At 73.5% G+C, this 25684-nt stretch carries 21 protein-coding genes; 2 read left to right on the forward strand and 19 right to left on the reverse strand.

The annotated features are described in order from the left end of the window. Positions 1-88: 88 nt before the first annotated feature. The 6 genes from ACFVXG_RS31115 to ACFVXG_RS31140 are packed head-to-tail and all read right to left on the reverse strand — an operon-like array spanning position 89 to position 6770. Positions 89-1207 carry a GNAT family N-acetyltransferase gene (locus ACFVXG_RS31115; RefSeq protein WP_387932176.1) on the reverse strand — a complete coding sequence of 373 codons (1119 nt, stop codon included), beginning with the start codon at positions 1205-1207 and terminating at the stop codon, positions 89-91. Next, positions 1204-2484, reverse strand: a complete 1281-nt coding sequence (locus ACFVXG_RS31120; RefSeq protein WP_387932178.1) for an ATP-grasp domain-containing protein — start codon at positions 2482-2484, stop codon at positions 1204-1206. Before ACFVXG_RS31120 ends, ACFVXG_RS31115 begins: the two co-directional genes overlap by 4 nt. After that, positions 2481-3818, reverse strand: a complete 1338-nt coding sequence (locus ACFVXG_RS31125) for an MFS transporter (protein ID WP_387932180.1) — start codon at positions 3816-3818, stop codon at positions 2481-2483. The genes ACFVXG_RS31120 and ACFVXG_RS31125 overlap by 4 nt, the downstream gene beginning before the upstream one ends. After that, positions 3815-5206 carry a diaminopimelate decarboxylase family protein gene (locus tag ACFVXG_RS31130; RefSeq protein ID WP_387932182.1) on the reverse strand — a complete coding sequence of 464 codons (1392 nt, stop codon included), beginning with the start codon at positions 5204-5206 and terminating at the stop codon, positions 3815-3817. The genes ACFVXG_RS31125 and ACFVXG_RS31130 overlap by 4 nt, the downstream gene beginning before the upstream one ends. Then, positions 5203-6051, reverse strand: a complete 849-nt coding sequence (locus tag ACFVXG_RS31135; protein WP_387932184.1) for a class I SAM-dependent methyltransferase — start codon at positions 6049-6051, stop codon at positions 5203-5205. Before ACFVXG_RS31135 ends, ACFVXG_RS31130 begins: the two co-directional genes overlap by 4 nt. Before the next feature lie 32 nt (positions 6052-6083). Further along, the gene (locus ACFVXG_RS31140) at positions 6084-6770 is read right to left on the reverse strand and encodes a 2OG-Fe dioxygenase family protein (protein WP_387932186.1); all 687 of its coding nucleotides are present in this window, start codon (positions 6768-6770) and stop codon (positions 6084-6086) included. A 214-nt stretch (positions 6771-6984) separates the two neighbouring features. Between ACFVXG_RS31140 and ACFVXG_RS31145 the strand changes: the two genes are divergently transcribed. Next, complete coding sequence (locus ACFVXG_RS31145; RefSeq protein ID WP_387932188.1) at positions 6985-9825, forward strand: FAD-binding and (Fe-S)-binding domain-containing protein; 2841 nt, start codon at positions 6985-6987, stop codon at positions 9823-9825. Between the two features lie 64 nt (positions 9826-9889). Here ACFVXG_RS31145 and ACFVXG_RS31150 read toward each other — a convergent pair whose 3' ends face one another. From ACFVXG_RS31150 to ACFVXG_RS31210, 13 genes are all read right to left on the reverse strand, one after another. Further along, on the reverse strand, positions 9890-10954 hold the full coding sequence (locus tag ACFVXG_RS31150; RefSeq protein WP_387932190.1) for a GNAT family N-acetyltransferase: 1065 nt from the start codon (positions 10952-10954) through the stop codon (positions 9890-9892). Positions 10955-10970: 16 nt separating this feature from the next. Next, positions 10971-11966: a GNAT family N-acetyltransferase gene (locus tag ACFVXG_RS31155; protein WP_387932192.1), complete on the reverse strand. Its 996-nt coding sequence runs from the start codon at positions 11964-11966 to the stop codon at positions 10971-10973. A gap of 141 nt (positions 11967-12107) precedes the next feature. Next, entirely contained in the window at positions 12108-13280 is a 1173-nt protein-coding gene (locus ACFVXG_RS31160; protein WP_387932194.1) for an aminotransferase class I/II-fold pyridoxal phosphate-dependent enzyme, read from the reverse strand. Next, positions 13280-14311 (reverse strand): C-terminal binding protein, encoded by a 1032-nt coding sequence (locus tag ACFVXG_RS31165; RefSeq protein WP_387932196.1) that lies wholly within the window; start codon positions 14309-14311, stop codon positions 13280-13282. Before ACFVXG_RS31165 ends, ACFVXG_RS31160 begins: the two co-directional genes overlap by 1 nt. A gap of 11 nt (positions 14312-14322) precedes the next feature. Next, the gene (locus ACFVXG_RS31170; RefSeq protein ID WP_387932198.1) at positions 14323-15489 is read right to left on the reverse strand and encodes an iron-containing alcohol dehydrogenase; all 1167 of its coding nucleotides are present in this window, start codon (positions 15487-15489) and stop codon (positions 14323-14325) included. Further along, the gene (gene aepY, locus ACFVXG_RS31175) at positions 15479-16642 is read right to left on the reverse strand and encodes a phosphonopyruvate decarboxylase (protein WP_387932200.1); all 1164 of its coding nucleotides are present in this window, start codon (positions 16640-16642) and stop codon (positions 15479-15481) included. Before aepY ends, ACFVXG_RS31170 begins: the two co-directional genes overlap by 11 nt. Next, complete coding sequence (locus ACFVXG_RS31180) at positions 16639-17508, reverse strand: isocitrate lyase/phosphoenolpyruvate mutase family protein (protein ID WP_387932202.1); 870 nt, start codon at positions 17506-17508, stop codon at positions 16639-16641. Before ACFVXG_RS31180 ends, aepY begins: the two co-directional genes overlap by 4 nt. Then, complete coding sequence (locus tag ACFVXG_RS31185; RefSeq protein ID WP_387932204.1) at positions 17498-18910, reverse strand: helix-turn-helix domain-containing protein; 1413 nt, start codon at positions 18908-18910, stop codon at positions 17498-17500. Before ACFVXG_RS31185 ends, ACFVXG_RS31180 begins: the two co-directional genes overlap by 11 nt. A gap of 72 nt (positions 18911-18982) precedes the next feature. Next, positions 18983-20017: a GNAT family N-acetyltransferase gene (locus tag ACFVXG_RS31190; protein WP_387932206.1), complete on the reverse strand. Its 1035-nt coding sequence runs from the start codon at positions 20015-20017 to the stop codon at positions 18983-18985. Next, positions 20014-20760: an SDR family oxidoreductase gene (locus ACFVXG_RS31195; protein WP_387932208.1), complete on the reverse strand. Its 747-nt coding sequence runs from the start codon at positions 20758-20760 to the stop codon at positions 20014-20016. The genes ACFVXG_RS31190 and ACFVXG_RS31195 overlap by 4 nt, the downstream gene beginning before the upstream one ends. Continuing rightward, positions 20760-21452, reverse strand: coding sequence for an aspartyl/asparaginyl beta-hydroxylase domain-containing protein (locus ACFVXG_RS31200; protein WP_387932210.1), 693 nt, complete (start codon positions 21450-21452; stop codon positions 20760-20762). Before ACFVXG_RS31200 ends, ACFVXG_RS31195 begins: the two co-directional genes overlap by 1 nt. Before the next feature lie 157 nt (positions 21453-21609). After that, entirely contained in the window at positions 21610-22995 is a 1386-nt protein-coding gene (locus ACFVXG_RS31205) for an MFS transporter (RefSeq protein WP_387932212.1), read from the reverse strand. A gap of 71 nt (positions 22996-23066) precedes the next feature. Then, positions 23067-23735: a class I SAM-dependent methyltransferase gene (locus tag ACFVXG_RS31210; RefSeq protein WP_387932214.1), complete on the reverse strand. Its 669-nt coding sequence runs from the start codon at positions 23733-23735 to the stop codon at positions 23067-23069. Positions 23736-24109: 374 nt separating this feature from the next. Here ACFVXG_RS31210 and ACFVXG_RS31215 point away from each other — a divergent pair, with 374 nt between their 5' ends. Next, positions 24110-25675: a peptidoglycan DD-metalloendopeptidase family protein gene (locus ACFVXG_RS31215; protein WP_387932216.1), complete on the forward strand. Its 1566-nt coding sequence runs from the start codon at positions 24110-24112 to the stop codon at positions 25673-25675. Positions 25676-25684 lie beyond the last annotated feature (9 nt).

Here is a 25684-nt window from a genome sequence, read left to right on the forward strand (position 1 = left end):
AGCTGAACCAACTCGGCTACCAAGTCACTCTCCAATCCGTCGAGGTCGCCTGATCTTCAAGAAGGGCCAGGGGAGGGGGATTTTCGTATCAGAGGTGGGCGAGGTGGGTCAGGTGCGCGGTGAGGGTGGGGTGGCGGGGTTTGAGGTAGGTGTGTTGGGGGCGGGGGGTGCAGCCGCGGGAGAGTTTTACGCGGTCGGAGCCGGTGGAGTAGTGGATGTGGGTGAGGCCCTCGGCGAGGGCGAGGCGGAGGAGTTCGTAGTAGACGAGGCCGAAGTAGACCGGGAGGCGGCCCTTGGCGTCGTAGTCGAAGCCGGCCTGGCGGGCGTACAGTTCGCCGCCGTGGGTGAAGGTGAGGGCGAAGCCGATGAGGGTTTCGTCGAGGTGGGCGGTGGTCACCCGGGCCGTGTGGCCGGTGTTGGCGGCGATGCTGTCGAAGACCGCGCGGAAGGCGGTCGGGTTGGCCGTGGTGCCGTGGCGGGCGTAGAGGGCCATCTCCAGCGGGGCGATCTGGTCGATGAGTTCCTCGGTCAGCGGCCGGGTGCGGTACGTGACCCCGGCTTCGGCGAGGGCGCGTAGTTCCCGCTTGAGTTTGACGCGGTGGCGCTGGTCGAACCGGGCCAGGTAGCTGTCGAAGGAGCCGTCCTCCGGGACGGTCAGGGAGTAGGCGGTCTGCCCGGGGAGGGAGATGTACTGGGCGTCGGCCAGGACGCCGCGCAGCAGGTCGTCGTCCTCGTCGACGTAGAGGAACGAGACGGATTGCAGCCCGGCTGCCCAGGCCTGCCGTTCCGCCTCCGCCACCATGGCCGCCAGCACTTCGCGCCGGCGCCGGGGGTCGAGCCCGGGGGCGACGCCCGCCTTGGTGTGGGACGGGTTGCGGCCGCCGCAGGCCAGGGCGGGCATCAGTTCCGCGGCCCAGGGGGCGGGCTCCCCGGTGGCCTGCCGGTGCAGGGTGTCGACGACCCGGCCGGGGCTGCAGAAGACGTAGGGGGTGTCCTGCTCCAGGGGGTAGGCGGGCAGGGCGCCGATCCACTCGGCGCCGTCGGTCACCGTGAAGTAGTACGGCGCGGTGGCGGCGGTGGCCTGGGCGTGGCCGAGCCAGGGGCTCGCGGCGTAGAAGCCGCGCGGCCCGAACAGCGTGTCCCAGTGCGCCGTTCCGGGGTGCGGGAGGTCGGCGAGGTCCCGGTGCACGGTGACCGTGGTGTTCACCGCTGCTCCGTCCCGGCCCCGGTGTCGATCCGCGGGGTGAGCTGGCCCAGGGCCGCTTCGGCCCGGCGCACGGCGTCTCCGGTGGTGTCGCCGGTCGCGACGACGTACCCCAGCAGGTCGAGGTTGCTCTCGGCGGGGCGGACCCGGTCCCCCGGGTGGGCCTCCAGGTCGACCTCGACGACGCCGGGGACCCGGCGGGCGAGGTCCGCCCCGTCGACGGCGGACAGGGTGCCGGCCTGGCGGGCCGCCAGGTAGCGGGAGGCGGCCGCGCGGTCGCGGCTGGGGGTGAGGTCGGCGGGCAGGCCGGCGTGCAGCTTGACCACCTCGCGCTGGAGGTACACCCCGGTCGCCTCGCGGATCAGCTGGGTGATCTCCGCGCCGGGCATCCGGCCGTTGACCTCCACGATCCGGGGCCCGTCCGCGGTCATCTTCACCTCGACGTGGGCGGCGCCGAAGTCGTGCCCGACGGCTTCCAGGGCGCGGCGGGCCAGCTCGGTGCACTCGGCCCGGACCGGCGCCGAGAGCATCGACGGGAAGGTGTCGCCCATCTCCACGAAGTACGGGTGGGGGCCGAGCGCCTTGTCCGTGACGCCCAGGAACCGCCGCTCGCCGTCCACCAGGACGGACTCGACGCTCACTTCGAAGCCCAGCAGGTACTCCTCCACGAGCGCGCCGGGGCGGCGGGGCTGGCCCCGGAAGTCGGTGCTGGAGGAGGTGATGTCCCGGTAGGCCGCGAGGACTTCGTCGGGGGTGCGGCACAGGGTGACGCCGATGCTCGCGGACTCGGTCATCGGCTTGACCACGCACGGGTAGCCGAAGCGGTCCGCCGCGGCGAGCGCGTCCTCCTCACCGATCGCCTGGTGGAAGCCGGGGACGGCGACTCCGGCCGCCTGGCAGGCCTGGCGCATCAGGAGCTTGTCGCGGCAGTTCCGCGCGGCCGCCGGGGACAGCCCCGGCAGGCCGAAGCGGGCGGCGACCTCGGCGACGAGGGGGATGTTGTAGTCGGTCACGGTCATCACACCGCTGAGCCGACCGGCCGCGTGGAACGGCTCCAGCGCGGCGACCACCGCGTCGACGGAGTTGGTGTCCGCCTGGATGATCTCGTCGATGTGCTTGGCGTAGACCTCCTCGGCGAGGCTGACGACCCGGTAGCGGTCGGGGTCGTTGCTCATCAGGACGGTGTGGAAGCCGAGTTCGTGGGCGGCCCGCAGGGGCGTCAGGCCGAAGTTCGACAGCTGGCTCTCGACGACGGCCAGGACGCCGGGTGATGTGGTCATGGGTGTTGCTCTCCGAGGTCGGGGGTGGAGTGGCGGGCGGGGGACGGGTTCGAGGGGGTCAACTCCGGGGCGGCGGTCGGCTCGGGGGCGAGGGCCGCCGCGATCGGCCCCCGGGCGGCGAGCGACACCAGGAGCGCGAGTGCCGTGAACACGGCCGGCAGGGACAGGGCGGCGGCCGGACCGAGATTGTCCGCGACCAGGCCGGCCAGTGCCGAGCCCGCCGCCGCGCCGATCGCGATGAAGCTGCCGACCCCGGCGAAGGCCTGGGTCATCTTCCGTTGGGCCGTCATCTCTCCGATGAGCTGGAACTCCTCGGCCCCGGCGGGGGCGATCGGCAGACCGCTGAGCAGCAGCAGGGCGCCCAGCAGGACCAGCGTCCAGGAGGCGGGCAGGCCCGCCCGGTGGGCCAGGTGGACCGTCGGCAGGACGGCCAGGGCGAGGGCCAGCACGACCAGCAGCCGGACGTACCGGCGGTAGGTGCTGCCCTTGGGGCTGCGGGCGCCGTAGACCAGCCCGCCGACCACGCTGCCCGCGGACTGCAGCGCGACCAGCGTCCCGGCCAGTTCCGCCGCCGAGCCCTGGTCGCGCAGCGCGGCCGTGACCGCGACGGCCAGGGCGCTGGACAGGGCGGCCGTCAGGGCGATGGCGGCGAGGACGGAGAGGGTGGCGGCGCCCGGACCGGAGCGGCGGGCAGCAGGCCTGCGGGCACCGGAGCCGTCGGGCGCCGACAACCGCGGCTGCGGCCGCCGGCGGCGCACGACCGCGGCCTGGCCGTAGCCGACCGCGCCGGCGCCCAGCAGGACCGCGGTGACCAGCAGGGCGTCCCGGGCGCCGACGAGCGAGCCCAGCACGGTGACGACCGTCGGCCCGAGGATGAAGAGCAGTTCGCTCAGCGTCGCCTCGAAGGAGTACGCCCGCTGCCGCAGCGCCGCGTCCTCGGTCAGGCCGCCCCACATGGCCCGGACGGAGGCCCCGACCGGCGCGGTGGCCAGTCCGGCGGCGGCCGCGGCCGCGAGGAGGACGGCCGTCGGCAGCCGGTCCGCCGCGAGGGCGGCGGCGGCCAGGACGAGTCCGGCCACCGGGCCGGTGATCCGCAGCACCGGGGCCGGGCCGAGCCGGTCCATGAGCCGCCCGATCGCCGGGCCCGCGACCGCGCCGCCCAGGGCGTAGGCCGCGCCCGCGCCGCCGCCCGCGGCGATGGAGTGCCCCGACTGCACCGAGGTCAGCAGCAGGGCGAGCGGCACCATCGTCCCGGCCAGGCGCGCGAGCGCGGCGGGCACCGCCGCCGCGCTCGCGCCCGGGAGCCGCAGCAGCTCCGCGTAGCTCCTGATCACTCTGCCGGTCCCGGGTTCCCGCCCGGCGGCAGGGGGTCAGGGTCCGGGTCGGCCAGGCGGAAGACGTCCTGACCGGTCTCGGCGCGCCAGACCAGCTGCTCCTGTTCCCCGTCGACGGCGACGACGGCGGCCCTGGTCCGGATGAAGTTGTTGCTCCGGCCCAGGGAGTAGGCGCCGGTGTCGTGCAGGCACACCAGGTCGCCGGTCCGCACGTCCTCGGGCAGGTCGACGGCCTGGCCGTGGATGTCGTTCTCGTAGCAGAGCGGCCCGGCCACCGACCAGGTGGACCGGTCCGGCGCGAAGGCGCGGCCGATCGGCACCAGCCGGTGCACCTCGCCGCTACCGGTCCACGGGGCCACGTTGTTGCCCGCGTCCACGATCAGCCAGCGGGCCTCCGGCAGTTCCTTGCTCGACATCACCCGGGTCACGATCGCCATGGCGTCGGAGACCAGCCAGCGGCCCGGCTCGCAGGCGAGGGCGACCCCGTCCAGGCCCAGGTCCTGCATCCGCTTGTCGACGTCCGCCAGCAGCTGCGCGGTGTCCAGGGACGGTTCCTCGTCGGCCGCCGGCGCGCTGCCGTGCAGGCCCCACAGCGCGGACAGCGGCCCGGTGCGGGGGCGCCGGATGCCCGGCACGCCGAACCCGCCGCCGATGTTGACCTCGCGCAGCCCGAACCGCCGGTGCAGCTCCGCGGCCTCGCCCAGCACCGGCTCCAGTGCGCGGAGCATCAGCTCCTGGTGCACGATCTGGCTGCTGAGGTGGGCGTGCACCGCGGTGAGCCTCAGGTGCGGGGACTCGGCGATGCCCCGGACCAGTCGGGCGAGCTGCGGCGAGCCGGCCGGCCAGCCGAACCGGTTGCGGCGGGCGGCGAGTTCGGCCTGGAGCCGGTACGAGGGGTCGGTGGAGGTGGAGACCGGCACTCCGGGGGAGATCCGGATCCCCACCTCCACGGTGCCCTGCCCGGCCTCGGCCGCGAGCCGGTCCAGGACCTCGATCTCGTGCTCGCCGTCGATGTTGACCCGCACTCCGTGCCGGAGCGCGAGGGCCAGCTCCTCCTCGGTCTTCACCGGGCCGTTGAAGACGATCCGCTCCGGCTCGAAGCCGGCCGCGAGCGCCGCCTCCAGCTCGTACCCCGACACCACGTCGGCGCCCATGCCGTGCCGCGCGAGCCGACGGGTCAGGTGGGGCAGGTAGTTGGTCTTCACCGAGTAGTAGGCCGTGGCGGGCCTGCTCAGTTCGCCCAGCGCTCCGAGCACGTCCCGTGCCGCCCGGTCGAGCCGGGCGGTGTCCAGGACGTGGAACGGGGTGGCGTGACGGCCCGCCAGCTCGGCCAGCCGGTCGTAGTCCCAGCCGGGTTCGGCGGCCGGGTCGGGCAGTGCGCCGCTCATCCGGCCGCCCCCTCCCCCGCCGTGGTCCGCCGGTCTCCGGTCGCGTACGGCGAGGTGCCGGTGATCAACCGGAAGCCGGCGTCGATGCGGTCGCGGGTGACGAGGTCGGCGTACCGGCGGTGCCAGGCGCCCGAGGCCAGGTCGGCGCGCAGCCGCTCGACCCCGCGCTCGACGGCCGCCTGGTCGGTCAGGGCGAAGGCCGAGCAGGCGCGCCGCATCATCGGGTCCAGGTAGGCCTCCGGCCGGCGCCAGAACGCGGTCATGAAGCCGTCGGTGAAGTCGTGCCAGACGGGCAGTTCGGTGACCTCGCAGGGGCCGAGCAGTTCGGTGATCCGGTGCAGCGAGGGGACCCGGGAGCGTTCGGCCTCGGCGATCTCCGGCACGTAGTCCCGGGTGAACCAGAAGCCGGCCTGGACGTCCATGTCGTAGGTGACGACGGCGAACCGGGAGGCGACCCGCAGGAGTTCGGCGACCCCGCCCTCCAGGTCCGTCCAGTGGTGGACGGTGAGGACGGCCTGGACGGCGTCGAAGGCCTGGTCGTCGAACGGCAGGCTCTCCGCCCGGCCGACGACGCAGGGGGCGGCGTCCGCCGGGCGCTGGGCGCGCATCTCGAGCGAGGGCTCGACGGCGACGACCCGCAGGTCGGTCGGCTCGTAAGCGCCGGAGCCGGCGCCGACGTTGAGGACGGAACGGGCGTCGCCCAGGGCGGCCCGGACGGCCTGGGCCCAGCGGGGGTCGGGGCGGCGCACGGCGGAGTAGCCGACGCCGATGCGGTCGTAGACCGGCGCGCTGCCGGGAGCCGACGCGGCGGGGGCGGTGGGGGCGGTGAGCGTGGTCTCGGTCATGGCGGTCACAGTCGTCGCAGTGGTCATGGCGGTCACGACGCGTTGCTCGCGAGGACCTCGGCCTCGTACTCCTCGCCGTACCGGCGGTGTTCCCAGGGGTTGACCGCCACCAGCCACACGTCCCGGTGGCCGCCCTCCTCCGTGAGGTGGTGGATGTCGGTCACGTGGTGGAACATCACCCGGTCGTCGAAGGCGATGGCCTGGCCGTCCTGGAGGGTGGTGGTGAAGAACGGCTCGCCGCCGTCGAGGGGCATCAAGTGGGTCTCGCCGCCGGAGATGTTGTGCCGGCGGGTGACGGCGACTATGCCGAAGTGGTGGCCGTCGCGGTGCGGGCCCTCGGGCGCGGCGACGCCCTTCACGTCCGGGGTGGACACCACCCGGCACTGGTGGATGTTGAGCTGCCACACGGTGCCCTCGTCCAGACCGAGGGCCTCGGCCCCGGCGGCGATGAGCGGCGTGGGGTCCGTGGTCAGCGGCTCGAGGGTGCGCAGCTGTCCGCCGACCAGGTCGTTGTACTGGCGGGGCTGGGCGAAGTGACGGTGCGGCAGGAGTTCGAGCTTCCACTGCCCGTCGTGGACGAGGCGGAACTGGGAGAAGCGGCGGTAGCGCTGGCTGGAGCCGGTGTACGGGTCCAGCGGCAGGTTCTCGAACTGCGAGAGGGTGTGTTCGTCGAGCGGCGGCGTATCGATGATCGTGAAGCCTTGTGCGTTCAACCCCATGGCGTCCTCCGGCGTTCGGGCACAGGGGTCCCCCTGGACCCTGGTGAACAGCTGATGTCGGCAAGGCTATGAACTGGCGAACCAGAAGATCAAGATCCGGCTTCCGGAATAGCTGCCAATATTTTCGACGGACTGTCAGCTGGCGTACGGCGGTGGGCATGTGATATGGCATGGCCACGTCGATCTGACTTCACGGGGCGAGGAACGAACACCGATGAACACCCACGACCACGACACCCACGACCACGACACCACCGGCGACGCGCTCGCCGCCGAACTGCGCCGCACCGGGGTCGAGGTGGACGTCTCCGCGCGCCGTCGCGCCGAGTACTCCACCGACGCGTCGCTGTACCGGGTGGTCCCGGCCGCCGTCGTGTTCCCCCGGGCCGTCGACGAGGTGCTGTCGACGGTCGAGGTCTGCCGGTCGCTCGGCGTCCCGCTGACCTCCCGGGGCGCCGGCACCTCGATCGCCGGCAACGCGGTCGGCCCCGGTGTCGTGCTGGACTTCTCCCGGCACCTGAACCGGGTGCACCGGATCGACCCGTCCGCCCGCACCGCCGTGGTCGACCCCGGGGTGGTCCTCGACGACCTGCAGCGGGCCGCCGCGCCGCACGGCCTGCGCTTCGGCCCCGACCCGTCGACCCACAGCCGCTGCACGATCGGCGGCATGATCGGGAACAACGCCTGCGGCTCCCGCGCGCTCGGCTACGGGCGGACCGCGGACAACGTCGTCGAACTGGACTTCCTGACCGGCACCGGAGAACGGATCACCGCGCGCAAGGGCGCCGATCCCGCGTCCTCGCCGACCCTGTCGGCCCTGCACGAGGTGGTGGCGCGACGGCTCGCGGTGATCCGCACCGAACTCGGGCGCTTCGGCCGGCAGGTGTCCGGCTACTCGCTGGAACACCTGCTGCCCGAGCGGGGGTTCGACCTCCCCGCTGCTCTGGTCGGCACCGAGGGGAGCCTGGGCGTCGTGCTGGGGGCCACCGTACGGCTGGTCCCGGCGCCCGCCGCCACCGCGCTCGCCGTCCTCGGGTACCCGGACATGGCCGCGGCCGCCGACGCGGTGCCCGCCCTGCTGCCCGGGGCACCGATCGCCGTCGAGGGCCTGGACGCCCGGATCGTGGACGTGGTCCGCGGCCTGCGCGGGGCCGCGGCCGTGCCCGAACTGCCCCGCGGCGGCGGCTGGCTGTTCGTCGAGGTCGGCGGCGCCGACCCGGCGGAGGCCCGGGCGCTGGCGGCCCGGGCCGTCGCGGCGTCCGGGGCGCTGGACGCCCGGGTGGTGGCCGATCCGGCCGAGGCCGCGGCCCTGTGGCGGATCCGGGAGGACGGCGCGGGGCTGGCCACCCGCGCCCACCACCCCGCCCACCCGGGCTGGGAGGACGCCGCCGTGCCGCCGGAGCGGCTCGGCGCCTACCTGCGCGAGTTCGAGGCGCTGCTGGCCGAGCACGGGCTGCGCGGGATCCCGTACGGCCACTTCGGCGACGGCTGCGTCCACATCCGGATCGACTTCCCGCTCGAACGGCCCGGCGGCCCGGCCGTGTTCCGCGGCTTCCTCGAGGCGGCGGCGAAGCTGGTCGCCCGGCACGGCGGGTCGATGTCGGGCGAGCACGGCGACGGACGGGCCCGCGGCGAGCTGCTCCCGCTGATGTACTCGCCGGCCGCGCTGGAGGCGTTCTCCGCCGTCAAGGACGTGTTCGACCCCGACGACCTGCTCAACCCCGGGGTGATCGTGCGGCCCCGCCCGGTCGACGCGGACCTGCGGCTGCCCGCCGCGCGGCCCGTGCGCACCGGGCTGGCCTTCGCCTACCAGGCCGACCAGGGCGACTTCAGCCGCGCGGTGCACCGCTGCACCGGGGTCGGCAAGTGCCGGGCCACCGCACCGACCGACGCCGTGATGTGCCCGTCCTACCGGGCCACCCGGGACGAGAAGGACTCCACCCGCGGCCGGGCCCGGGTGCTCCAGGAGATGGTCAACGGGTCGCTGGTGCACGGCTGGGACTCCCCGGAGGTGCACGACGCGCTGGACCTGTGCCTGGCCTGCAAGGGCTGCTCCTCCGACTGCCCCAGCGGGGTCGACATGGCGACCTACAAGGCCGAGGCGCTCCACCAGCGGTACCGGGGCCGGCTGCGCCCGGCCTCGCACTACTCGCTCGGCCGGCTGCCCCGGTGGGCGCGGCTGGCCTCGGCGGCGCCCGCCCTGGTGAACGGCGTGCTGGCCGGGCCGCTCGGGCGCGCGGCCAAGCGGCTGGCCGGGGTGGACCACCGGCGGGAGCTGCCCGCGTTCGCCCCGCGCACCTTCCGCCGGTGGTTCGCCGGGCACCGGCCCGCCCCGGGAACTCCCGTGCTGCTGTGGGTGGACACCTTCACCGACCACTTCACCCCGCAGGTCGGCATCGCGGCCGTCCGGGTCCTCGAGGACGCGGGATTCTCGGTACGGATCCCCGACCGCAAGCTGTGCTGCGGGCTGACCTGGATCTCCACCGGCCAGCTGGACGCCGCACGGCGCATCCTGCGGCGCAGCGTCGCCGCGCTGGCGCCGCACGCCGGGGCCGGGGTGCCCATCGTGGGCCTGGAACCGTCCTGCACCGCGGTGTTCCGCGGGGAGGCCGCCGAACTGCTGGGCCGGTCCCGCGCGGTGGACTCGGTGGCCGGGGCCACCCGGACCCTCGCCGAACTCCTGGACGGCGTCGCCGGCTGGCAGCCGCCGTCCCTCAGCGGCGTGCAGGTCGTCGCCCAACCGCACTGCCACCACCACGCCGTGATGGGCTGGTCGGCAGACCGCGCGCTGCTCGAACGCGCCGGTGCCGAGCTCCGTACGGTCGGCGGGTGCTGCGGTCTGGCGGGCAACTTCGGCGCCGAACGCGGCCACTACGACACCAGCGTGGCGGTCGCCGAGACCGCGCTGCTGCCCGCGGTGCGGGAGGCCGGGACGGAGGCCGTCCTGCTCACCGACGGCTTCTCCTGCCGCACCCAACTCGACCAGCTCGCCCACCGGGACGGCGTCCACCTCGCCGAACTGCTCGCCCGGGCGGCGGGGCGCCCCGAACGGTGACGGCGCCCCGGCATGCGTGAGCGGGCGGGGGACGCAGCAGCGTCCCCCGCCCGCACCGCTCGGCTCAGCCCAGCAGCAGCCCGGCGGCGTAGAGCGGCGACAGTTCGCAGCCCCGGCGCCGCTTGGCGTCCCAGGAGCCGGGACCGTAGCCGATGGTCCTGATGCCGTGGGCGGACGCCACCGCAGCCGGCTGGTAGTAGAGGTTCGCGAAGTAGGTGAACTCCGAGTCCTCGCGCCGGTAGTTGGTGCCGGCGATGGCGGCGGTCCACTCCTCGCCGTCCCGGACCATCAGCCCGAAGCCCAGCATCGTGCCGTCCTTGCTCGCGGTGAACACCGTGAGGTCCTCGGGGGCGACGTGCTCGCGCAGCCCGTTCAGGATCCGCCGCTCCCGCTCGATGTCCGAGACCCCGTCGTACTTCTCGGCGAGCTGGCAGCGCAGGTCGAGGATCTCCGGCTCCTCCGCGGCGAGCGGACGGGCGTCGAGTTCGATGCCCCGCTCCTCCAGCATCCGGAGCTCACGCCGGGCCTCGACCCGGCGCTTGCTGGGCAGACTGAGGAAGTAGCCGTCCAGGTCCGTCCAGGTGACCCGCAGGTCGCAGGTCTCGGTGAGCTTGAGGAGGTCGAAACCCGCCGAGCGCAGTTCCTCGATGAACGGATCCGCGCTCGCCCGCAGGAACAGCAGGCTCACCGAGCGGAGCCCCTGCGCCCGCGCCCAGTCGGTGATCCGGGCGACGAACTCCTTGAGCACGGCCCGGTCGCGGCTGGCCGGGCCGACCGGGAAGCTGGCGTAGTTCGGGTACATCAGCAGTAGCGACGGGAACACCTCGGCGTGCTCGGTGTCCGCCCACGGGTACGGCCCCTCGGCCGCCAGGCCCATCGCGGCGGTGCCGCCGGACAGCACCTGGTGCGCGTTCAGCCGCAGCCGCGCCCCCGGGTCCTCGACGACGGCGGCGCCTATCGCGGCCAGGCACTCGCCGTCGTCGTCCCGCAGCGCGAGGGTGTGCAGCCGCCCGGGCAGCCAGTCGTGGCCGAGTTGGATCCACCGCCTGGTCGCCGGAGCGGCGGCGTGCTGCGTGACGGACTCCCAGTCGCTCGGGAGTTCCTCGGTGACGGCGAGGCGGAGCGCCATCGGTCACAACCTTTCGTCAGGATCCCAGGTATGCGGCCAGCGGCTTCTGTGCCATTCCGAAACGCATCTTGAAATCGTCGTTGCGCCGCCCGCCCTCCAGGACCGGCAGACCCAGTTCGAGCGCGTAGCGTACCGCCGAGGCGTGCAGCAGGTAGTAAGGGCTGAACGGGAGTTCGCGCTCCCGGTCGTAGCCGGCCGCCCAGGTGTGCAGCTTGCGCTCCTCGGCGAAGAGGATGCCGATCGCCAGCAGTTCGCCGTCGAGGCGGATCTCGTTGACCCGCGCGGCCTTCTGCATCATGCCGAGGAAGTCGACGATCCGCTGCGCGTCGTAGTAGCCGGCCGACCCGAAGCGGGCGGCGCTGATCTCCAGCAGCCGGTAGCGCTCGACCTCCTCGTCCGCGGTGGCCGTCCGCATCGACATCTCGGCGCCCGCCTCGGCGGCCCGGCGCAGTTGGCGCCGGTACTCGTGGCGGGTGCTGCCGCTGAGCGTGGCGAGGTACTCGTCCTCGGTCGCGAAGGTGCTCAGGTCCAGGGCGTAGCGCTTGTCGATCGGTGTCCCGGTCAGACCGGCGGCCTCCAGCGCGGCCGCGCTGGGCGAGCCCAGCTCGACGTTGACGAACCCGTAGCGGGCCAGCCCGGCCTCCGCCGCGCAGCGGCCCATGGCCTCCAGCAGCGCGGCGGCGACCTCCGGGCGGCGCTCCACGGCGACCAGGTGGCTGTCCGGGCAGTGCCACAGGTTGGAGACCAGGGCCTTCTCTCCCTCGGCCAGCCCCAACGCGCCCAGCGGGTCCGCCTGGACGTGGCACGGGGCGAAGCCGAGCAGCTCCTCCCCGTCCCCGTACGCCTCCAGGTAGTACCGGTCCGCGACCGCCTGGACGGGGTAGCGCTCGTAGGCGGCGAGGAACTCCCGGCCGAAGTAGAACGGCGCCCCGGACGCCGAGACCAGGGCGTCCAGCCCCGGGTTGAGCTCCTCGGCCGAACGGACGACCCGGACCCGCAGCGCACCTGCCATTGCTTCTCTTCCCCTTGTTCCGTGCCGGCCTCGTCCCGCACCGACCTTGTCCCGCACCGACTCTGTGCCGCACCGACCTTGTGCCGCACCGGACTTCTCCGGTGCCGGCGTCGTTCCCCGCCCGGTCGCCCGGTCGGCCGGTCAGCCGGTCAGCGCGGTGCGCAGCCGGTCGACGCCCGTCAGCAGGTCCTCCTCGGGCAGGGCGAAGGACAGCCGGACGTGCCCGGGGGCTCCGAACGCCTTCCCGTCCACCACCGCGACCCGGTGCTCGTCCCGCAGCCAGCCGGTCAGGTCCGCGCGTGCCCCGGGCGGGGCGTGCTCGGCGAGCCAGCCGCGCAGGTCGGGGAAGACGAAGATGCCGCCCTCCGGCCGGGGGCAGGACACCCCGGGGATCCCGGACAGCCGCTCCAGCACCGCCTTGAGGTTGCCCTCCAGGGCCGAGCCCAGCCGCGCCCGCCGGTCGTCCCGGTCGGGCTCGGTGCCGGGCTGAGTGCCGGGCTCCCCGCCGGTGTCGCTGCCGGGCTCCCCGCCGAGGACGGCGAGGGCGATCCGCTGGGCGGCCGAGCCGGTGCCGCCGATGACGTGCGAGGCGTGCGCGGTCGCGGCGTCCAGGACGGGCCGGGCGGCGATCGCCCAGCCGATCCGCAGGCCGGCCAGCGCGTGGCTCTTGGTGAGCCCGTCCACCACGACGCAGTGCGCGGGCAGTTCGGGGCCGAGGCCGAGGACGGAGGGTGCCGGACCGTCCCCGATCGGGACGCCCCGGTACACCTGGTCGAAGAGCAGCAGCAGCCCGTGGGCCTCGGCCCAGTCGGAGAGTTCCCGCAGCCGCTCCGCCGGGATCACCGAACCGTCGGGATTGCGCGGCGAGTTGAGGACCAGCGCGCCGGTGCGCTCGGTCAGCGCGGCCTCCAGCGCCTCGATCGAGGGAGCGCCGACGCCGACCTGCCCGGGGACCAGCACCGCCGTGCCGCCCGCCGCCTTGATCAGCGTCGGGTAGCTCGCCCAGTACGGGCCGGGGACGAGCACCTCGCGCCGGTCGCCGAGCGCCCCGGCCAGCACCGACAGGATGGCAGCCCGGGCACCGGGCGCCACCAGGACCTGCTCGGGGCGGACGGTCGCGGTGCCGCTCGCCGTGGCGTACGCGGCGATGGCGGCGCGCAGCCCGTCCTGCCCCGCCGGGGGCGGGTACGGCTGGTCGCCCAGCGCGGGCAGGGCCGTCGCCGCCGGGTACACCGGGACGCGGACGTCCCCGGTGGACAGCACGGCGACGCCGGCTCCGATCCCGGCGGCGGAGGTGGGGGAAAGGGTGGTCATCAGGCACTTCCCTCCGGCAGCACCCGGCCGACCAGCCGGGTACGGCCGGCCAGCACGTCGCGGACCAGTTCGGCGACCCGGCGGCGGCTGCTGGCCTCCGCGTCGCTGGACAGGAAGGCCCGGTGGCTGCTGACCACGACGCCCGGGTGCTTCAGCACCGGCGCCCAGGCCGCGTCGTCGTGCGGGTTCTCCGGCGAGAACACGTCGAGCCCCGCGCCCCCGATCCAGCCGCCCTCCAGGGCCTCGGTCAGCGCGACCGGGTCGATCAGTCGGCCGCGGGCCGCGTTGATCAGGTAGGCGCCCTCGCGCATGCCGCGCAGCGCCGTCCGGTCGATGATCCGGTCGGTCTCCGGGTTCAGCGGGCAGTGCAGCGTCACCAGGTCGGACTCGGCGAGCAGTTCGGCGAGGGTGTCCACGGCGTGGGCGCCGTAGCCCTCGGCCAGGTCGCGGCCGATGTACGGGTCGAAGACCAGGGTCCGGCCGTAGTGGACGCCCAGCTTGCGGGCCACCGCGCGGCCGATCCGGCCGAAGCCGACGATGCCCAGGGTCCGGCTGCTGGTCCGGCGCGGCACGCCGCCCGCGTAGATGTCGAAGCGGCCCTCGGTCAGGGTCCGGTGCTGCGGGACGACGGCGCGCTCCAGCGCGAGGGCCAGCGCGGTGGTGTGCGAGGAGACCTCGTCCACGCAGTAGTCCGGCACGTTGAAGCCCAGCAGGCCGCGCTCCTGGAGCAGTTCGGCGTTGAGGTTGTCGACGCCGACGCCCTGCCGGACGACGGCCTTCAGGCCCGGGCCGGCGGCGTCCAGCAGCTCCGGGGTGACCTGGCAGCGGTAGACCACCAGGACCTCGGCACCGGCCGCGCGGGCCGCCAGCTCGGGGCTGTCCAGTTGGTAGCGGCCGTCGGCGAACGGGCCGAAGAGCAGCTCGGTGCTGCCGCCCAGGACCTCCGTCTCGACCGTGGCCAGCGCCGGGTCGATGGTGTCGCCCGTGCGCAGCCACGCGGGGTCGGTGTAGAGCACTCGGGGTGCGGTCATGGCTCGAACTCCTACTCTTCCAGTGCTTTGCGTACGTCGTCCGGCGTCACTGCGCGCGGGTTGTTGCCACCTCGGACGGTGCCGAGCGCCTGCTGCCAGTCCGCCGTCCAGTCCTCGGCGTCGAGCCCCAGCCCGGCCAGCCGGGACGGGCTGCCGCCGCGCTCCAGGAGCCGGCCGAGCAGCCCCTCCAGCGAGTCGCCGGTGCTCCGGGCGCACGTCGACTGGAGGTCGTCGATCAGGCCGCGCAGCACGGCCGGTCCGTCCGGGTGCAGGCAGTCGCCCTCGCCGGCGGCCGCGTTGTGGCCGATCAGCCAGCGCATGTGGAGGGCGACGGCCAGCCCGTGCGGGATCCCGGCACGGGCCGTCAGCCCGTACGAGAGCGCGTGGCCGGCGGTGGTCCGGGTGAGGTTGATCGCCGCGCCCGAGAGCGCCGCGCCCAGGGCCAGCCCCTCGTACACCTCACGGTCGTACGGCGGTGTGCCGCCGACCAGCCGGTCCAGCGCGGGCACCAGCGAGCCGACCGCCTGCCGGGCGTACCCGAGGGACTCGGGCGTGGCGCTGACCGCCCAGCAGGACTCGACCGCCTGGCAGAGCGCGTCCGCACCGGCCGCCGCGCCGACCCGCAGCGGGACGCTCTCGGTGAGGCCCGGATCGACCAGGACGGCGTCCGCCCGGGAGAGTTCCGAGTCCAGCGAGTGCTTGCGGCCGTCGACGTAGATGGTCGCGAACCTGGTCAGCTCGCTGCCGGAGCCGCTGGTGGTCGGCAGCAGGACCAGCCCGAGCCGGTCGGGCTCCAGCAGCTCCGGGTCGCGCAGGTAGTCCAGCGGGCGGCGGGGCTGGCGGGCGAGCACGGCGACCGCCTTGGCGAGGTCCATGCTGCTGCCGCCGCCCACGCCGACCACCACGTCGGGGGCGAACTCCCGGGCGACGGCCAGCCCTTCCTCGACCGTCCGCAGGGTCGGGTTCGGCCCGGAGCCGATGAAGCAGCGGATCCGGTGGTCCCGTTCCAGGCCCCGCACCAGCTCGGCGGCGCCGGACAGTTCGAAGGAGCCGCGGCCGCCGACCACCAGGACCCTGGAGGCCGCCAGGGCCTCCAGGACCTCCGGCAGCCGGCCGGCCGCGCCCTGGCCGAAGTGCGCGGACGGGTGGCCCGGCAGTCGTACCAGTTCAGACAGCATGGGTTTCCCCGGCGGTAGCCGTGTCCCCCACCGGACCCGCGCCCGCCACCAGCCCGTGGGCGAAGCGGTCGGCGATCTCGTCCGGGGAGACCTTCTCCGAGGCCCGTCCGCCCGCCGCCGCGCCGGGCACCCCGCGCACCGCCAGCAGCGCGGGACCGGGCTGGTCCAGCAGTCGGCGCAGCGCCGGGCGCAGCTCGGCCACCGAGTCGACCGTCACCGCCGTGCGGTAGCCGCAGGCCAGGGCGACGGCCGCGAAGTCGGTGCGGCCCGCCGCGGTCAGCTGGGTGCCGGTCGACTCGTAGCTGCCGTTGTCGAAGACGACGTGCCGCAGGTTCTCCGGCCGGTAGTGGCCCAGGGTGGCCATCGCGCCCATGTGCATCAGCGCCGCGCCGTCGCCGTCCAGGACCACGAACCGGCGCTCGGGCCGGGCCATCGCCGCGCCCAGCGCGACGCTGCCGACGTGGCCCATCGAGCCCTGCATGTAGAAGTTGCCCGGCCGGTCGCCCTGGTTGAACAGCTCGCGGGACAGGAAGCCGGTGGTGGCCAGCAGGTGCTCGTCCGTCACCTCGGCCAGCACCGCGGACACCAGGTCGGCGCGGTCCGGCCCGGCGGCGCGGCCGTGCTCGGTCACGCCGGGGACGCCGCCGATGGCGCCCTTGGGCACCAGGAGGAAGGCCGGGCGGCGCGCCTTGAGCGCGTCGCCCGCCTCGGACAGCACCTGGTCGAAGGGCACCTGCCCGTCCAGCGTCCAGTGCGGGATCTCCATCGAGCTCAGCCACGGGTGGGAGACCTGTCCCATCCAGTGGTGCTGCTGCTCGCCGGCCCCCGCGGCCGGCCAGCCGCGCAGGCTCATCATCACCAGCACCGGGAGCTTGTAGGGCAGCACCAGCGAGGTGAGCGGGTTGATCAGGTTGCCGAACCCGGAGTTCTGGGTGAGCACCACGGCCGGCTCGCCGCCGAGCTGGGACCCGGCGGCGATCGCCAGGGCCGAGCCCTCGTTCACCGCCGGGACGTAGCGCAGTCCCCCGGCCCGCCCCTCCTCCAGCAGCCGGATCGGGCCGCCGAAGAAGGAGCACGGGACGCCGGTGACCAGCTGGGTGCCGAGCGTCCTCAGCCCGTCGAGCAGCCCGGTGGCGGATACGTACCCGCTCATACGGTGCTCTCGAACTTGGCGGTCATGCCCTGGAGTTCGAAGACCTCGCTCATCGTCGAGATCTGCTCCTCGACGGCCTCGCCGCGCCCGCTGCTGGCGAGCTCGGACAGGGTGGCCTTGATCCCCCGGATGGCCCCGCGCAGGCCCTGGTTCGCGTAGATGACCACGCTGAAGCCGGCCGCGCGCAGCTCGGACTCGTGGATGCCGTTGTACGTGGTCGGCACGGCGACCAGCGGGGTGTCGAGGTCCCACTGGGAGGCGAACTCCAGGATCTCCCGGGGCTGGCGGCTCTTGCTGTGGATCAGGACGGCGTCGGCGCCGGCCTTGGCGTAGGTCCGGGCCCGGTCCAGCGCCTCCGCCACGTCCTGGCCCGCGACCAGCGCCTCGGTCCGCGCGATCAGCACGAAGTCCTCGGAGACCTGGGCGCTCTTCCCGGCCTCGATCTTCTCGGCGAAGTCCACGGCCGGGATGAGGTCCTGGGAGGCCGCCGCGAAGCTGTTGATCTTCGGGAAGATCTTGTCCTCGATACAGATGCCGGCGATCCCGCGCCGCTCGTAGTTGGCCACCGCGTGGGCCACGTTGAGCGGCCCGCCGAAGCCGGTGTCGCAGTCGGCGATGACCGGGACGGTGGTGGCCGCGTCCATCGCCTCGGCGGCGTCCAGGAACTGGGTCATGCTCAGCAGGCTCTGGTCCGGCAGCGCGTAGCTGGCGGAGATCTCCAGCCCGGAGGCCCAGATCGCCTCGAAGCCGGCCCGCTCGGCCAGCCGGGCGGTGAGGCCGTTGTGGGCGCCCATGGCCCGGACGATGGTGTCCCCCGCCAGCAGGGCCCGAAGCCGGCTGGACTTGCTCGATCGCTCAGTGCTCACGTGCGGACTCCTGATCCGTTGAGTCGTACTGCGGTGCGTCGGTCTGTGCTGCGGCGGGCCGTGCTGCGTCGGACGGCGCCGCGTCGGAGGTGAACCAGAGCCGGTCCTCGTCGAGGTACCGCTCGATGCCGTCACCCGGGATGGTGGCGAGGGCGAACCGCACGTCCGTGGTGGTGGCGCCGCCCACGCGGAGCAGCAGCACCTGGGCGGTGGGACCGCCCGGGGCCGCGTCCACGGCGGCGAAGGCCAGCCGCGTCCCCGGCAGGACGTAGGCGGAGTCGCCGGGCTCCAGCCGCTCGGTGCGGCGCTCGCCCCGGTGCTCCCAGTGGAGCTCCACCGGGGCCCCGTCGAGGACGTAGACGTACTGGTGCTGGTAGGTGGTCAGCCAGCCGTCCGAGGCGTCGGCGCCCGGGAGGACGTCGACCTCCAGCGCCGTGGTGTGCGGGTGCGCCGGGTCGCCGGCCAGCTGGCTCACCCGGTAGGCCGCCCGGCCCTGCTCCGGCAGCTCCCAGGACCGCGCCCCGGAGCGGTGCGCGAGGTGCACCCCCGCCTCGGTGTCGATCCGGGTCGGCAGGAGCTCGCGGACGGCCACCCCGAGCGCCTCGGCCAGGGCGGCGGTCTCGTCGGAGGAGGCGGAGGCCTCGCCCGAGAGCAGCTGCGCCACGTACGGTGCGGGCAGCTTCGCCCGGCGGGCGAGCTCCTCGCCGGAGAGCAGCCGCGCCTGGGCGAACGAGCGCAGCAGCGCGCCCTGTTCGGCGGGCAGGGCCAGGGCCCGGGCCGCCCCGGCGCCGAGCACCGACAGCTCCCGCTGGGCGTCGCCCAGCAGGTCGCCGCCGTAGGTGAGGGCGAGGATGTAGGCGGGCTCGGTGCTGGAGCGCGAGGTGAAGGAGTGCGGCGCGAAGGGCAGGCCCCACACCGAGTCGCCGGTGTTCATCTCGACGCAGTGGGAGACGCCCTCCCAGCGGTAGTAGTAGTTCACCGGGCCGACGAAGTAGGTGAACTGGTACAGCAGGTGGCCCCGGTTCCACTCCACCGCCGGGTTGTCCGGGTCGCTGTCCTCGACCACCCGGAGCATGCTGATCCACTCCGGCCGGTACGAGGCCACCCGGGACATCGCGGTGTCGCGGTACTCGTAGTACGGGCTGCCGCCCCGGTTGATGGTCCGTCCGCTGGCGACGGAGTCGGCCAGCCGGTGGATCCGCACGCCGTCCGGGCAGTCGTCGTGGATCGGCAGCAGATCGCGTTCGTTGAGCGGCCAGACGGCGGCCGCCTTGCCGACCAGGTCCCAGTCGACCGGCCGGCGTCCCGAGGTGAGCTCGGCGAAGGTGCCGGGCGGCAGGCCGAGGTCCTGCTCGGCCGAGGCGTCGTCCCGCTTCAGATCGTTGGCCGCGGACCGCAACAAGCGTGCGGACCGCAGCGAATAGTCACTCTCCGGTAGAGAGCCGTCCAAGACTTCCCCCTGATATCGATGGGTCTAGCGCGAGACCATGAACCGGCCCAGGCGCTGTGGGTGCAGGCCGTAGCGCCGCTTGAACTCGTCGTTGCGCCGGCCGAACTCCACGACCGGCTTCCCGCTGGCCATGCCGTACTCCAGCTCGGCGCCGAACAGCACGTACTGCGGGCTCCAGTTGAGCTCCTCCGGGTACAGGCAGCCGCCCGCCCAGAAGTGCGCCCGCTGCTCGTCCAGCAGGCAGATCGACACCGCCTGCAGCACGCCGTCCAGCTCGATCCGCAGGATCCGGCAGTCCGGGCCCAACGCCCGGATCAGGGCGGACAGTTCCTCCGGCGGGTAGTAGCCCGGGGCGTGCTTGTCGGCGGTCGCCGTGCAGAGCGCCAGCGCCGCGTCGTCGAGGACGGTGGCGCCCTCCTCGAAGGTGATCCGTGCGCCGGCCCGCTCGGCCCGGCGCATGTACTGCCGCAGCGAGCGGCGCGAGGCCCGGCCGATGGTGGCCAGGTGGTCGTCGAGGGTCAGGCCCTCCGGCGGGATGGGCAGGCGGTAGCGCGGCGTCGTCTCCTGGCCCGGCAGCCCGGCCCCGGCCAGCAGCCCGGCGAGGTCCCCCTGCCACGGGATGTTCACCAAACCGTAGGTGGCGACGTCGAGTTCCTCGGCTAGCGTTCCCATCGTCGCGCAGAGCGCGGCGACCGTCTCCGACCCGAGGGTGCCGGCCGAGGGCACCGTCGTGTCGTAGCAGTGCCAGATGTGGCCGACCAGCATCCGGGTGACACCGGCGTCGGGGTCGGTGGCGAAGGGGTCGACCGTCTCCTGGAGGGAGAGCACCAGTGCGGCGGACGGCGCACCCGACCGGTCCCGGGCCAGCAGGTAGTACGGGGTGGCCGGCCGGGTCAGCGGGTCGCGCTCGATCGAGCACAGGAAGTCGTAGCCGTAGAAGACGTTGTCCGCCACCGCCAGCCGCTCCCAGTCGGCCCGGCCGATGCTCTCGACGGAGCGGAGCACCTCGACGGCGGTGTTCGCCTTCGCCTGCAGCACGTCGCCGCCGGGCCGGCTCACTTGCCGCCCGCCAGCTCGGTGAACGACCCCGTGACGAAGGACGCCTGGTCCGAGAGCAGCCACAGGATCGCCTCGGCCACCTCCTCCGGCTCCCCGCCGCGCTGCATCGGCAGGTTGCCCTGCAGCCGGTCGACCCGGTCCGGATCGCCCGCGGTGGCGTGGAAGTCGGTGCGGATGAAGCCGGGGCGCACCGAGTTGACCCGGATCCCCTCGGCGGCGACCTCCAGCGACAGGCCGGTCGTCAGCGTGTCCATCGCGCCCTTGGAGGCCGCGTAGTCCACGTACTCGTTCGCCGAGCCGAGGCGGGCGGCAGCAGAGGAGACGTTGACGATCGCGCCGCCCTGGCCGCCGTACCGGGAGGACATCCGGCGGACCGCGTGCTTGGCGCAGAGGAAGGCGCTGACCACATTGGTGGTGAGGACGCGGTGCAGCCGCTCCTCGTCCAGGTCCTCGATCCGGGACTTCTTCCCGGCCACGCCCACGTTGTTCACCAGCCCGGTGAGCGGGCCGAGTTCGGCGTCCGCGGTGGCGAACAGCCGCTCCACCTCGGCCTCGCGGGAGACGTCCGCCCGGACCGCGAGGGCCGTCCCGCCGGCCTGGGTGATCTCCCGGACCACCGCCTCGGCGGCCGCCTCGTTGTGGAGGTAGTTCACGCAGACGCGGTAGCCGCGCTGCCCGGCCAGGCGCGCCGTCGCGGCGCCGATGCCCCGGGCCGCGCCGGTGACGATGAGGGTGCCGGGCATCAGTAGTCCCCGTTCGAGAGCTGGATCATCTTGCTGGACGCCTCGCGCTTGGTGCGCAGGAACCAGCGGTTCACGCTGTCGGCCAGCGGACCCAGCGGACGGCGGAAGTCGATGATGATGACGACCCGGGGCTCGTCGGCCTCGTTGCGCACCTCGTGCTCGAAGGTGTCGTCGAGGACGATGCTCTCGCCCGCCTTCCAGGTGTAGTACTCCTGGTCCACCCGGATCCGCGGCGGGTTCTTCTCCGGGGTGCTGATGCAGAGGTGGTAGCGGAGGATCCCGGCGTACGGTCCGGCGTGCGGGTCGAGGTTGACGCCCGGTTCGAGCACCGAGACCATCGCGCTCACCACGCCGGGGGTCTTCTCCGCGAACTCCAGGAGGGTCGGCGTGTCCTTCCGGGCGGCCTCGTTGGGCACGCCCAGCACGTAGGCGTAGTAGAGCCGCCAGTCCTTGGAGATCTGGGCGGCGCGCACGGGGTCGATGTCCTCGTACCGCCCCAGCTCGCGCTGCTTCATCAACTCCTCGATCTCGGCCTGAAGTTGGGGCAGCTTGGCCTCCAGCTCACGGACCGCCGGGAACAGCGGGTAGGGCGAGGTGAAGCGCGGGCGGCGGTCGCCGCCGTAGGACCGCAGGAAGTACTTGTTGGCGGCTTTTCTGACGAGAGCATGGTCAACACTGATCGACTTGGCCATTTTGCTGCCTCCAACAGCGCGTCGCTGTCTTCAGGAACGCGCGATAGGCGAAGAGTTGGGAATTCTGCGTGGACCGACCGGCCTCAGGAGCCGAGCCGGCGGTCTCAGGAGCCGACGGTCGCAGGAACCGGCGGTCTCAGGAACCGGCGGCGGTGTCTCAGGACCCGGCGGTCTTGGCGGGGGCGCGGCGGAGCCCGCCCGACAGCAGGGCCCCGGCCAACAGCGCGAGGACGGGGATCAGGTAGGTGGTCCTGACCGCAGCGGAGAAGTCGCCCCGGGCCAGCCCGACTTGGAAGAGCGCACCCGTCAGCGCGGTGCACAGCAGACTGCCGCACAGCCGGGTGGTGTTGAACACTCCGGACGCCACCCCGGCCAGCTCCGACGGGACGTCCTGCATCGCGACCGCGACCGAGGGGGCGAAGCACACCCCCATGCCGACGCCCATGACGACCAGACCGGGCAGCAGCAGGAGCCACGAGGAGTGCTCCGACAGAGCAGGCACCTGTCCGGCCACGCCCGCCGCGAACAGCAGCAGGCCGACGATCAGCACGGTCTTGCCGCCGACCGCGTCCACCAGCCGACCGGAACGCCGGGCCACCACCACCGAGATCAGCGGCGGCACCGCGAGCACCAGTCCGGCGCCGAACGGCGACCAGTGCCGCACCGTCTGGAGGTACAGCGGAACGAGCAGCAGCACGGCGGCCACCGCGCCGGGGATGGCGCCGATCACCAGCGACAGCAGCGCGAAGTTCCGGTTGCGGACCAACCCGAACGGGATCAGCGGGTCCCGCCCCTGCCGCCGGCGCTGCACCAGCACGAAGGCGCCGAGCACCACCAGCCCCGCCGCCAGGCAGCCGGGCACCGTGACCGGTCCCCACAGCGTGCCCCAGTGGTGCCGCTCCCCCTCGACCAGCGGGTAGACCAGCAGGAAGATCGCGACGGCCAGCACGACGGAGCCCAACAGGTCGAGCCGGGCCCGGCCTTCGCCCCGCAGCGGCGGAACGCTCAGCATCACCAGGACGAAGCCGACGACACCGACCGGGACGTTGATCACGAAGATGGCGCGCCAGCCGAGCGTGTCGGCCAGCAACCCGCCCACCGTCGGCCCGACGGCGGTCGCCAGGCCCGCGAAGGCGCCCCACGTCCCCATCGCCCGGCCCCGCTGCTCGGCCGGGAACACCCGGGTGATCACGGCCATCGCCTGCGCGGCGAGCAGCGCCGCGCCGATGCCCTGGAGGCCACGCCCCAGGATGAGTTGACCCGGCGTCTGGGCCAGTCCGCAGGCCGCCGAGGTGACGGTGAAGACGACCAGGCCGATCAGCAGCACCCGTCGCGTTCCGAACAGATCGCCCAGCCGCCCGCCGAGGACCAACAGGACGGCGTAGGTGAGCAGGTAACTGTTCGTCACCCAAAGGATCTGGTCGAGCGAGGCGTCCAGGCCCTGCTCGATGGTGTGGAAGGCGATGTTGACGACGGTGGTGTCCAGCAGGACGAGCGCCTGGGTGAAGCAGATCGCCAGCAGGGCGAAGCCCGGTGTGCTCATCCTCTCCCGCCATCCCGGCGGAGTGTCCGACGACGACGGGGCGGTGGCTCGGGTGGCCTCCATGAAGCGGGTTACTCCGCGCTTTCGGTCTCGCCGGCGCGGCGGGCCCGGCCGTAGAAGAAACCGGGGGCGGCCTCCTCGACCGTGCACTCCCAGCCGAGGGCGGTCAGACGGCGCTCCAGCTCGGCGGGCTCGAAGAAGATCTTCACGATGCGGAACTCACGGCCGTCGGCGAGCGAGCGGACGACCGCGTGCTCCGGGTCCTCCTGGTCCTCGGCCTCGCCGATGCGCTCCAGCGGGGTCACGTCCACGAACTCGACCACGCCGCCGGGCTTGAGCGCCTTGGCGACCCGCGCCCAGAAGTCGTCGAAGTACTCGAGCGGGACGTGTGCCAGCCAGTGCGCGAAGAAGACTCCGTCGAACTGGCGGTGGGGCTGCCACTCGAAGAGGTCGGACTGGATGAACTCGACGTCGCCGAGGCCCTTGGCGCGCGCGACCTCGATCATGCTCGCCGAGCCGTCGACCGCGGTGAGGCTGTCGACGCGCTTCACGAGGTGGCGCGTCCAGTAGCCGGTTCCGGGGGCGAGCTCCAGCACGTCTCCGCGCAACTCGCCGGTGGCGAGGCGCTCCAGGAGCGCGGGAGAGGCGGCTTCCTGGTAGGGCACGAACGTGTCGTCGTATTCGACGGCGCGCTCGTCGTAGTACTCCTGCTGCGTCGCGACCAACTTCTCAATACTCATACGCCGTCTCCCCGTTGATCTTGTCATGCAACGGAGAGAAAGCTAACTAACTACCGACCGGTAGCATAGAGTGATCCAGATCACACCCGACAACGGGGCTGACCTCGGAAAAGTTCATCGGGCCAATGGATATCACAGAACTTCCCAGAACCCTTGCGTACACCGGGAGTTGAGGTTCTGTTAGCTGATGGTCCATCAGTTGTTCAAGCATTCCGGGCGGCCGGGAGCCGCGGCGGGACAGTCTCAACACGCGGACCGGTGCTGTCAGTCCGGATGGTTCCGGATTCCGCGCCGGGTGGCGGGTGGCTACCGTCCGAACCGCTCGATACCCGGGCAGTCCGGACGGGCTGCCGTCCCGTCCCCAGGAGGTCAGGATGACCGCGCACCACCTCGCCCGCAGGGGGGTGTTGGACCCCCGCTCCCACCGCTCGCTCCCCCGCCGGGCCGCGCGCCTGGCCCTGGCCGCCGCCTCGCTGCTGCTGCCGGTCGCCCTGCCGGCGGCCCCCGCCGGAGCGGCCCCGGCGGCCGTCGCCGGGTTCGCGGCCTCCTGCCCCAACGGCGGCTACATCTCCCAGGGTTACACCCCGGAGCACAACGGCATCGACATCGCCAACGACTACGGCAGCCCGATCTACGCGGTCGGCGACGGCGAGGTGACGGCCTCCGGACCGGCCCAGGGCTACGGCCAGTGGATCCGCATCCTGCACCCGGACGGGACCATCACCGAGTACGGGCACATGCGCGAGCGGGACGTGGCCGTCGGCGATCATGTGACGGCCGGTCAGCAGATCGCGCTGATGGGCAGCGAGGGCGAGGCCAGCGGCCCCCACCTGCACCTTCGGGTCTGGGCCGACGCGAACGCGACCGTGCGCACCGACCCGATCCCCTACCTCGCGGACCGCGGCATCACCATGCCCTGCCGGCCGGGGACCGGCCCCCGCCCCGCCCCGCCGGTGTACCCGGCACACTCCGGCAAGGTGGTGTCCACCCGCGGGGCGGACGGCCGGCTGGAGGTGTTCGCGGCCGGGGCGAACGGCGTCTCGCACGCCTGGCAGACGGCCGTGAGCGGGGCCTGGTCGGACTGGGAGTCCCTGGGCGGCCCGGGCGGCGCCGAGTTGGCGATCGGACCGAACGCGGACGGCCGCCTGGAACTGTTCGCGCTCAACGGCTCCACCCTCCAGCACCGCTACCAGCTCCAGCCCTCCGGCGCCTGGTCCAGCTGGGAGACCTTCGGCGGCGGCGGACACGACCTCGCCGTCGGCGCCAACCAGGACGGCCGGCTGGAGGTCTTCGCCTCCGGCCCGGTCGGCATCTTCCACAAGTACCAGACCGCGCCCAACAGCGGCTGGTCCGACTGGGAGTCCGCCGGCGGCGGCCCCGCCGACAGCGAGCTCGGACTCGGCAAGGCCCCCGACGGCAGGCTCGAGGTCTTCGCCCTCAACGCCACCACCTTCCAGCACCAGTGGCAGACCGCCGTCAGCGGCGGCTGGTCCACCTGGGAGACCTTCGGCGGCGGCGGCCACGCCCTCACCGTCGACCACAACCAGGACGGGCGGCTGGAGGTCTTCGCCTCCGGGCCCGCCGGGGTGTTCCACAAGTACCAGAGCAACCCGACCACCTGGTCCGACTGGGAGCCCGCCGGCGGACCGGCCGACGCCCGGCTCACCAGCCAGCCGACGGCGGACGGCCGCGTCGAGGTGTTCGCCATCAACGGCAGCACCGCCCAACACACCTGGCAGACCGGCCTGAACGCCCCCTACACCCAGTGGGACGCCTTCGGCGGCGCCGGCACCGGGATCACCGCGACCGCCAACGCCGACGGCCGGATCGAGGTCTTCGGCAGCAGCAGCGCCGGCGTCTACCACAAGTGGCAGACCGGCTTCTCCACCTGGTCCGACTGGGCCTGGCTCAACACCACCGCCGGACCCGCCGTCAACTGAGGAAGGCCC

This window comes from Kitasatospora sp. NPDC058162 (genome assembly GCF_042884005.1).
Classification (GTDB): domain Bacteria; phylum Actinomycetota; class Actinomycetes; order Streptomycetales; family Streptomycetaceae; genus Kitasatospora.

Coding starts and splice junctions, on each gene's coding strand:
- ACFVXG_RS31170 (WP_387932198.1), bottom strand. CDS start 15,489: ATGCTGTCTGAACTGGTACGACTGCCGGGCCACCCGTCCGCGCACTTC.
- ACFVXG_RS31130 (WP_387932182.1), bottom strand. CDS start 5,206: ATGAGCGGCGCACTGCCCGACCCGGCCGCCGAACCCGGCTGGGACTAC.
- ACFVXG_RS31195 (WP_387932208.1), bottom strand. CDS start 20,760: ATGCCCGGCACCCTCATCGTCACCGGCGCGGCCCGGGGCATCGGCGCC.
- ACFVXG_RS31120 (WP_387932178.1), bottom strand. CDS start 2,484: ATGACCACATCACCCGGCGTCCTGGCCGTCGTCGAGAGCCAGCTGTCG.
- ACFVXG_RS31145 (WP_387932188.1), top strand. CDS start 6,985: ATGAACACCCACGACCACGACACCCACGACCACGACACCACCGGCGAC.
- ACFVXG_RS31210 (WP_387932214.1), bottom strand. CDS start 23,735: ATGAGTATTGAGAAGTTGGTCGCGACGCAGCAGGAGTACTACGACGAG.
- ACFVXG_RS31155 (WP_387932192.1), bottom strand. CDS start 11,966: ATGGCAGGTGCGCTGCGGGTCCGGGTCGTCCGTTCGGCCGAGGAGCTC.
- ACFVXG_RS31215 (WP_387932216.1), top strand. CDS start 24,110: ATGACCGCGCACCACCTCGCCCGCAGGGGGGTGTTGGACCCCCGCTCC.
- ACFVXG_RS31150 (WP_387932190.1), bottom strand. CDS start 10,954: ATGGCGCTCCGCCTCGCCGTCACCGAGGAACTCCCGAGCGACTGGGAG.
- ACFVXG_RS31135 (WP_387932184.1), bottom strand. CDS start 6,051: ATGACCGAGACCACGCTCACCGCCCCCACCGCCCCCGCCGCGTCGGCT.
- aepY (WP_387932200.1), bottom strand. CDS start 16,642: ATGAGCGGGTACGTATCCGCCACCGGGCTGCTCGACGGGCTGAGGACG.
- ACFVXG_RS31200 (WP_387932210.1), bottom strand. CDS start 21,452: ATGGCCAAGTCGATCAGTGTTGACCATGCTCTCGTCAGAAAAGCCGCC.
- ACFVXG_RS31160 (WP_387932194.1), bottom strand. CDS start 13,280: ATGACCACCCTTTCCCCCACCTCCGCCGCCGGGATCGGAGCCGGCGTC.
- ACFVXG_RS31140 (WP_387932186.1), bottom strand. CDS start 6,770: ATGGGGTTGAACGCACAAGGCTTCACGATCATCGATACGCCGCCGCTC.
- ACFVXG_RS31205 (WP_387932212.1), bottom strand. CDS start 22,995: ATGAGCACACCGGGCTTCGCCCTGCTGGCGATCTGCTTCACCCAGGCG.
- ACFVXG_RS31165 (WP_387932196.1), bottom strand. CDS start 14,311: ATGACCGCACCCCGAGTGCTCTACACCGACCCCGCGTGGCTGCGCACG.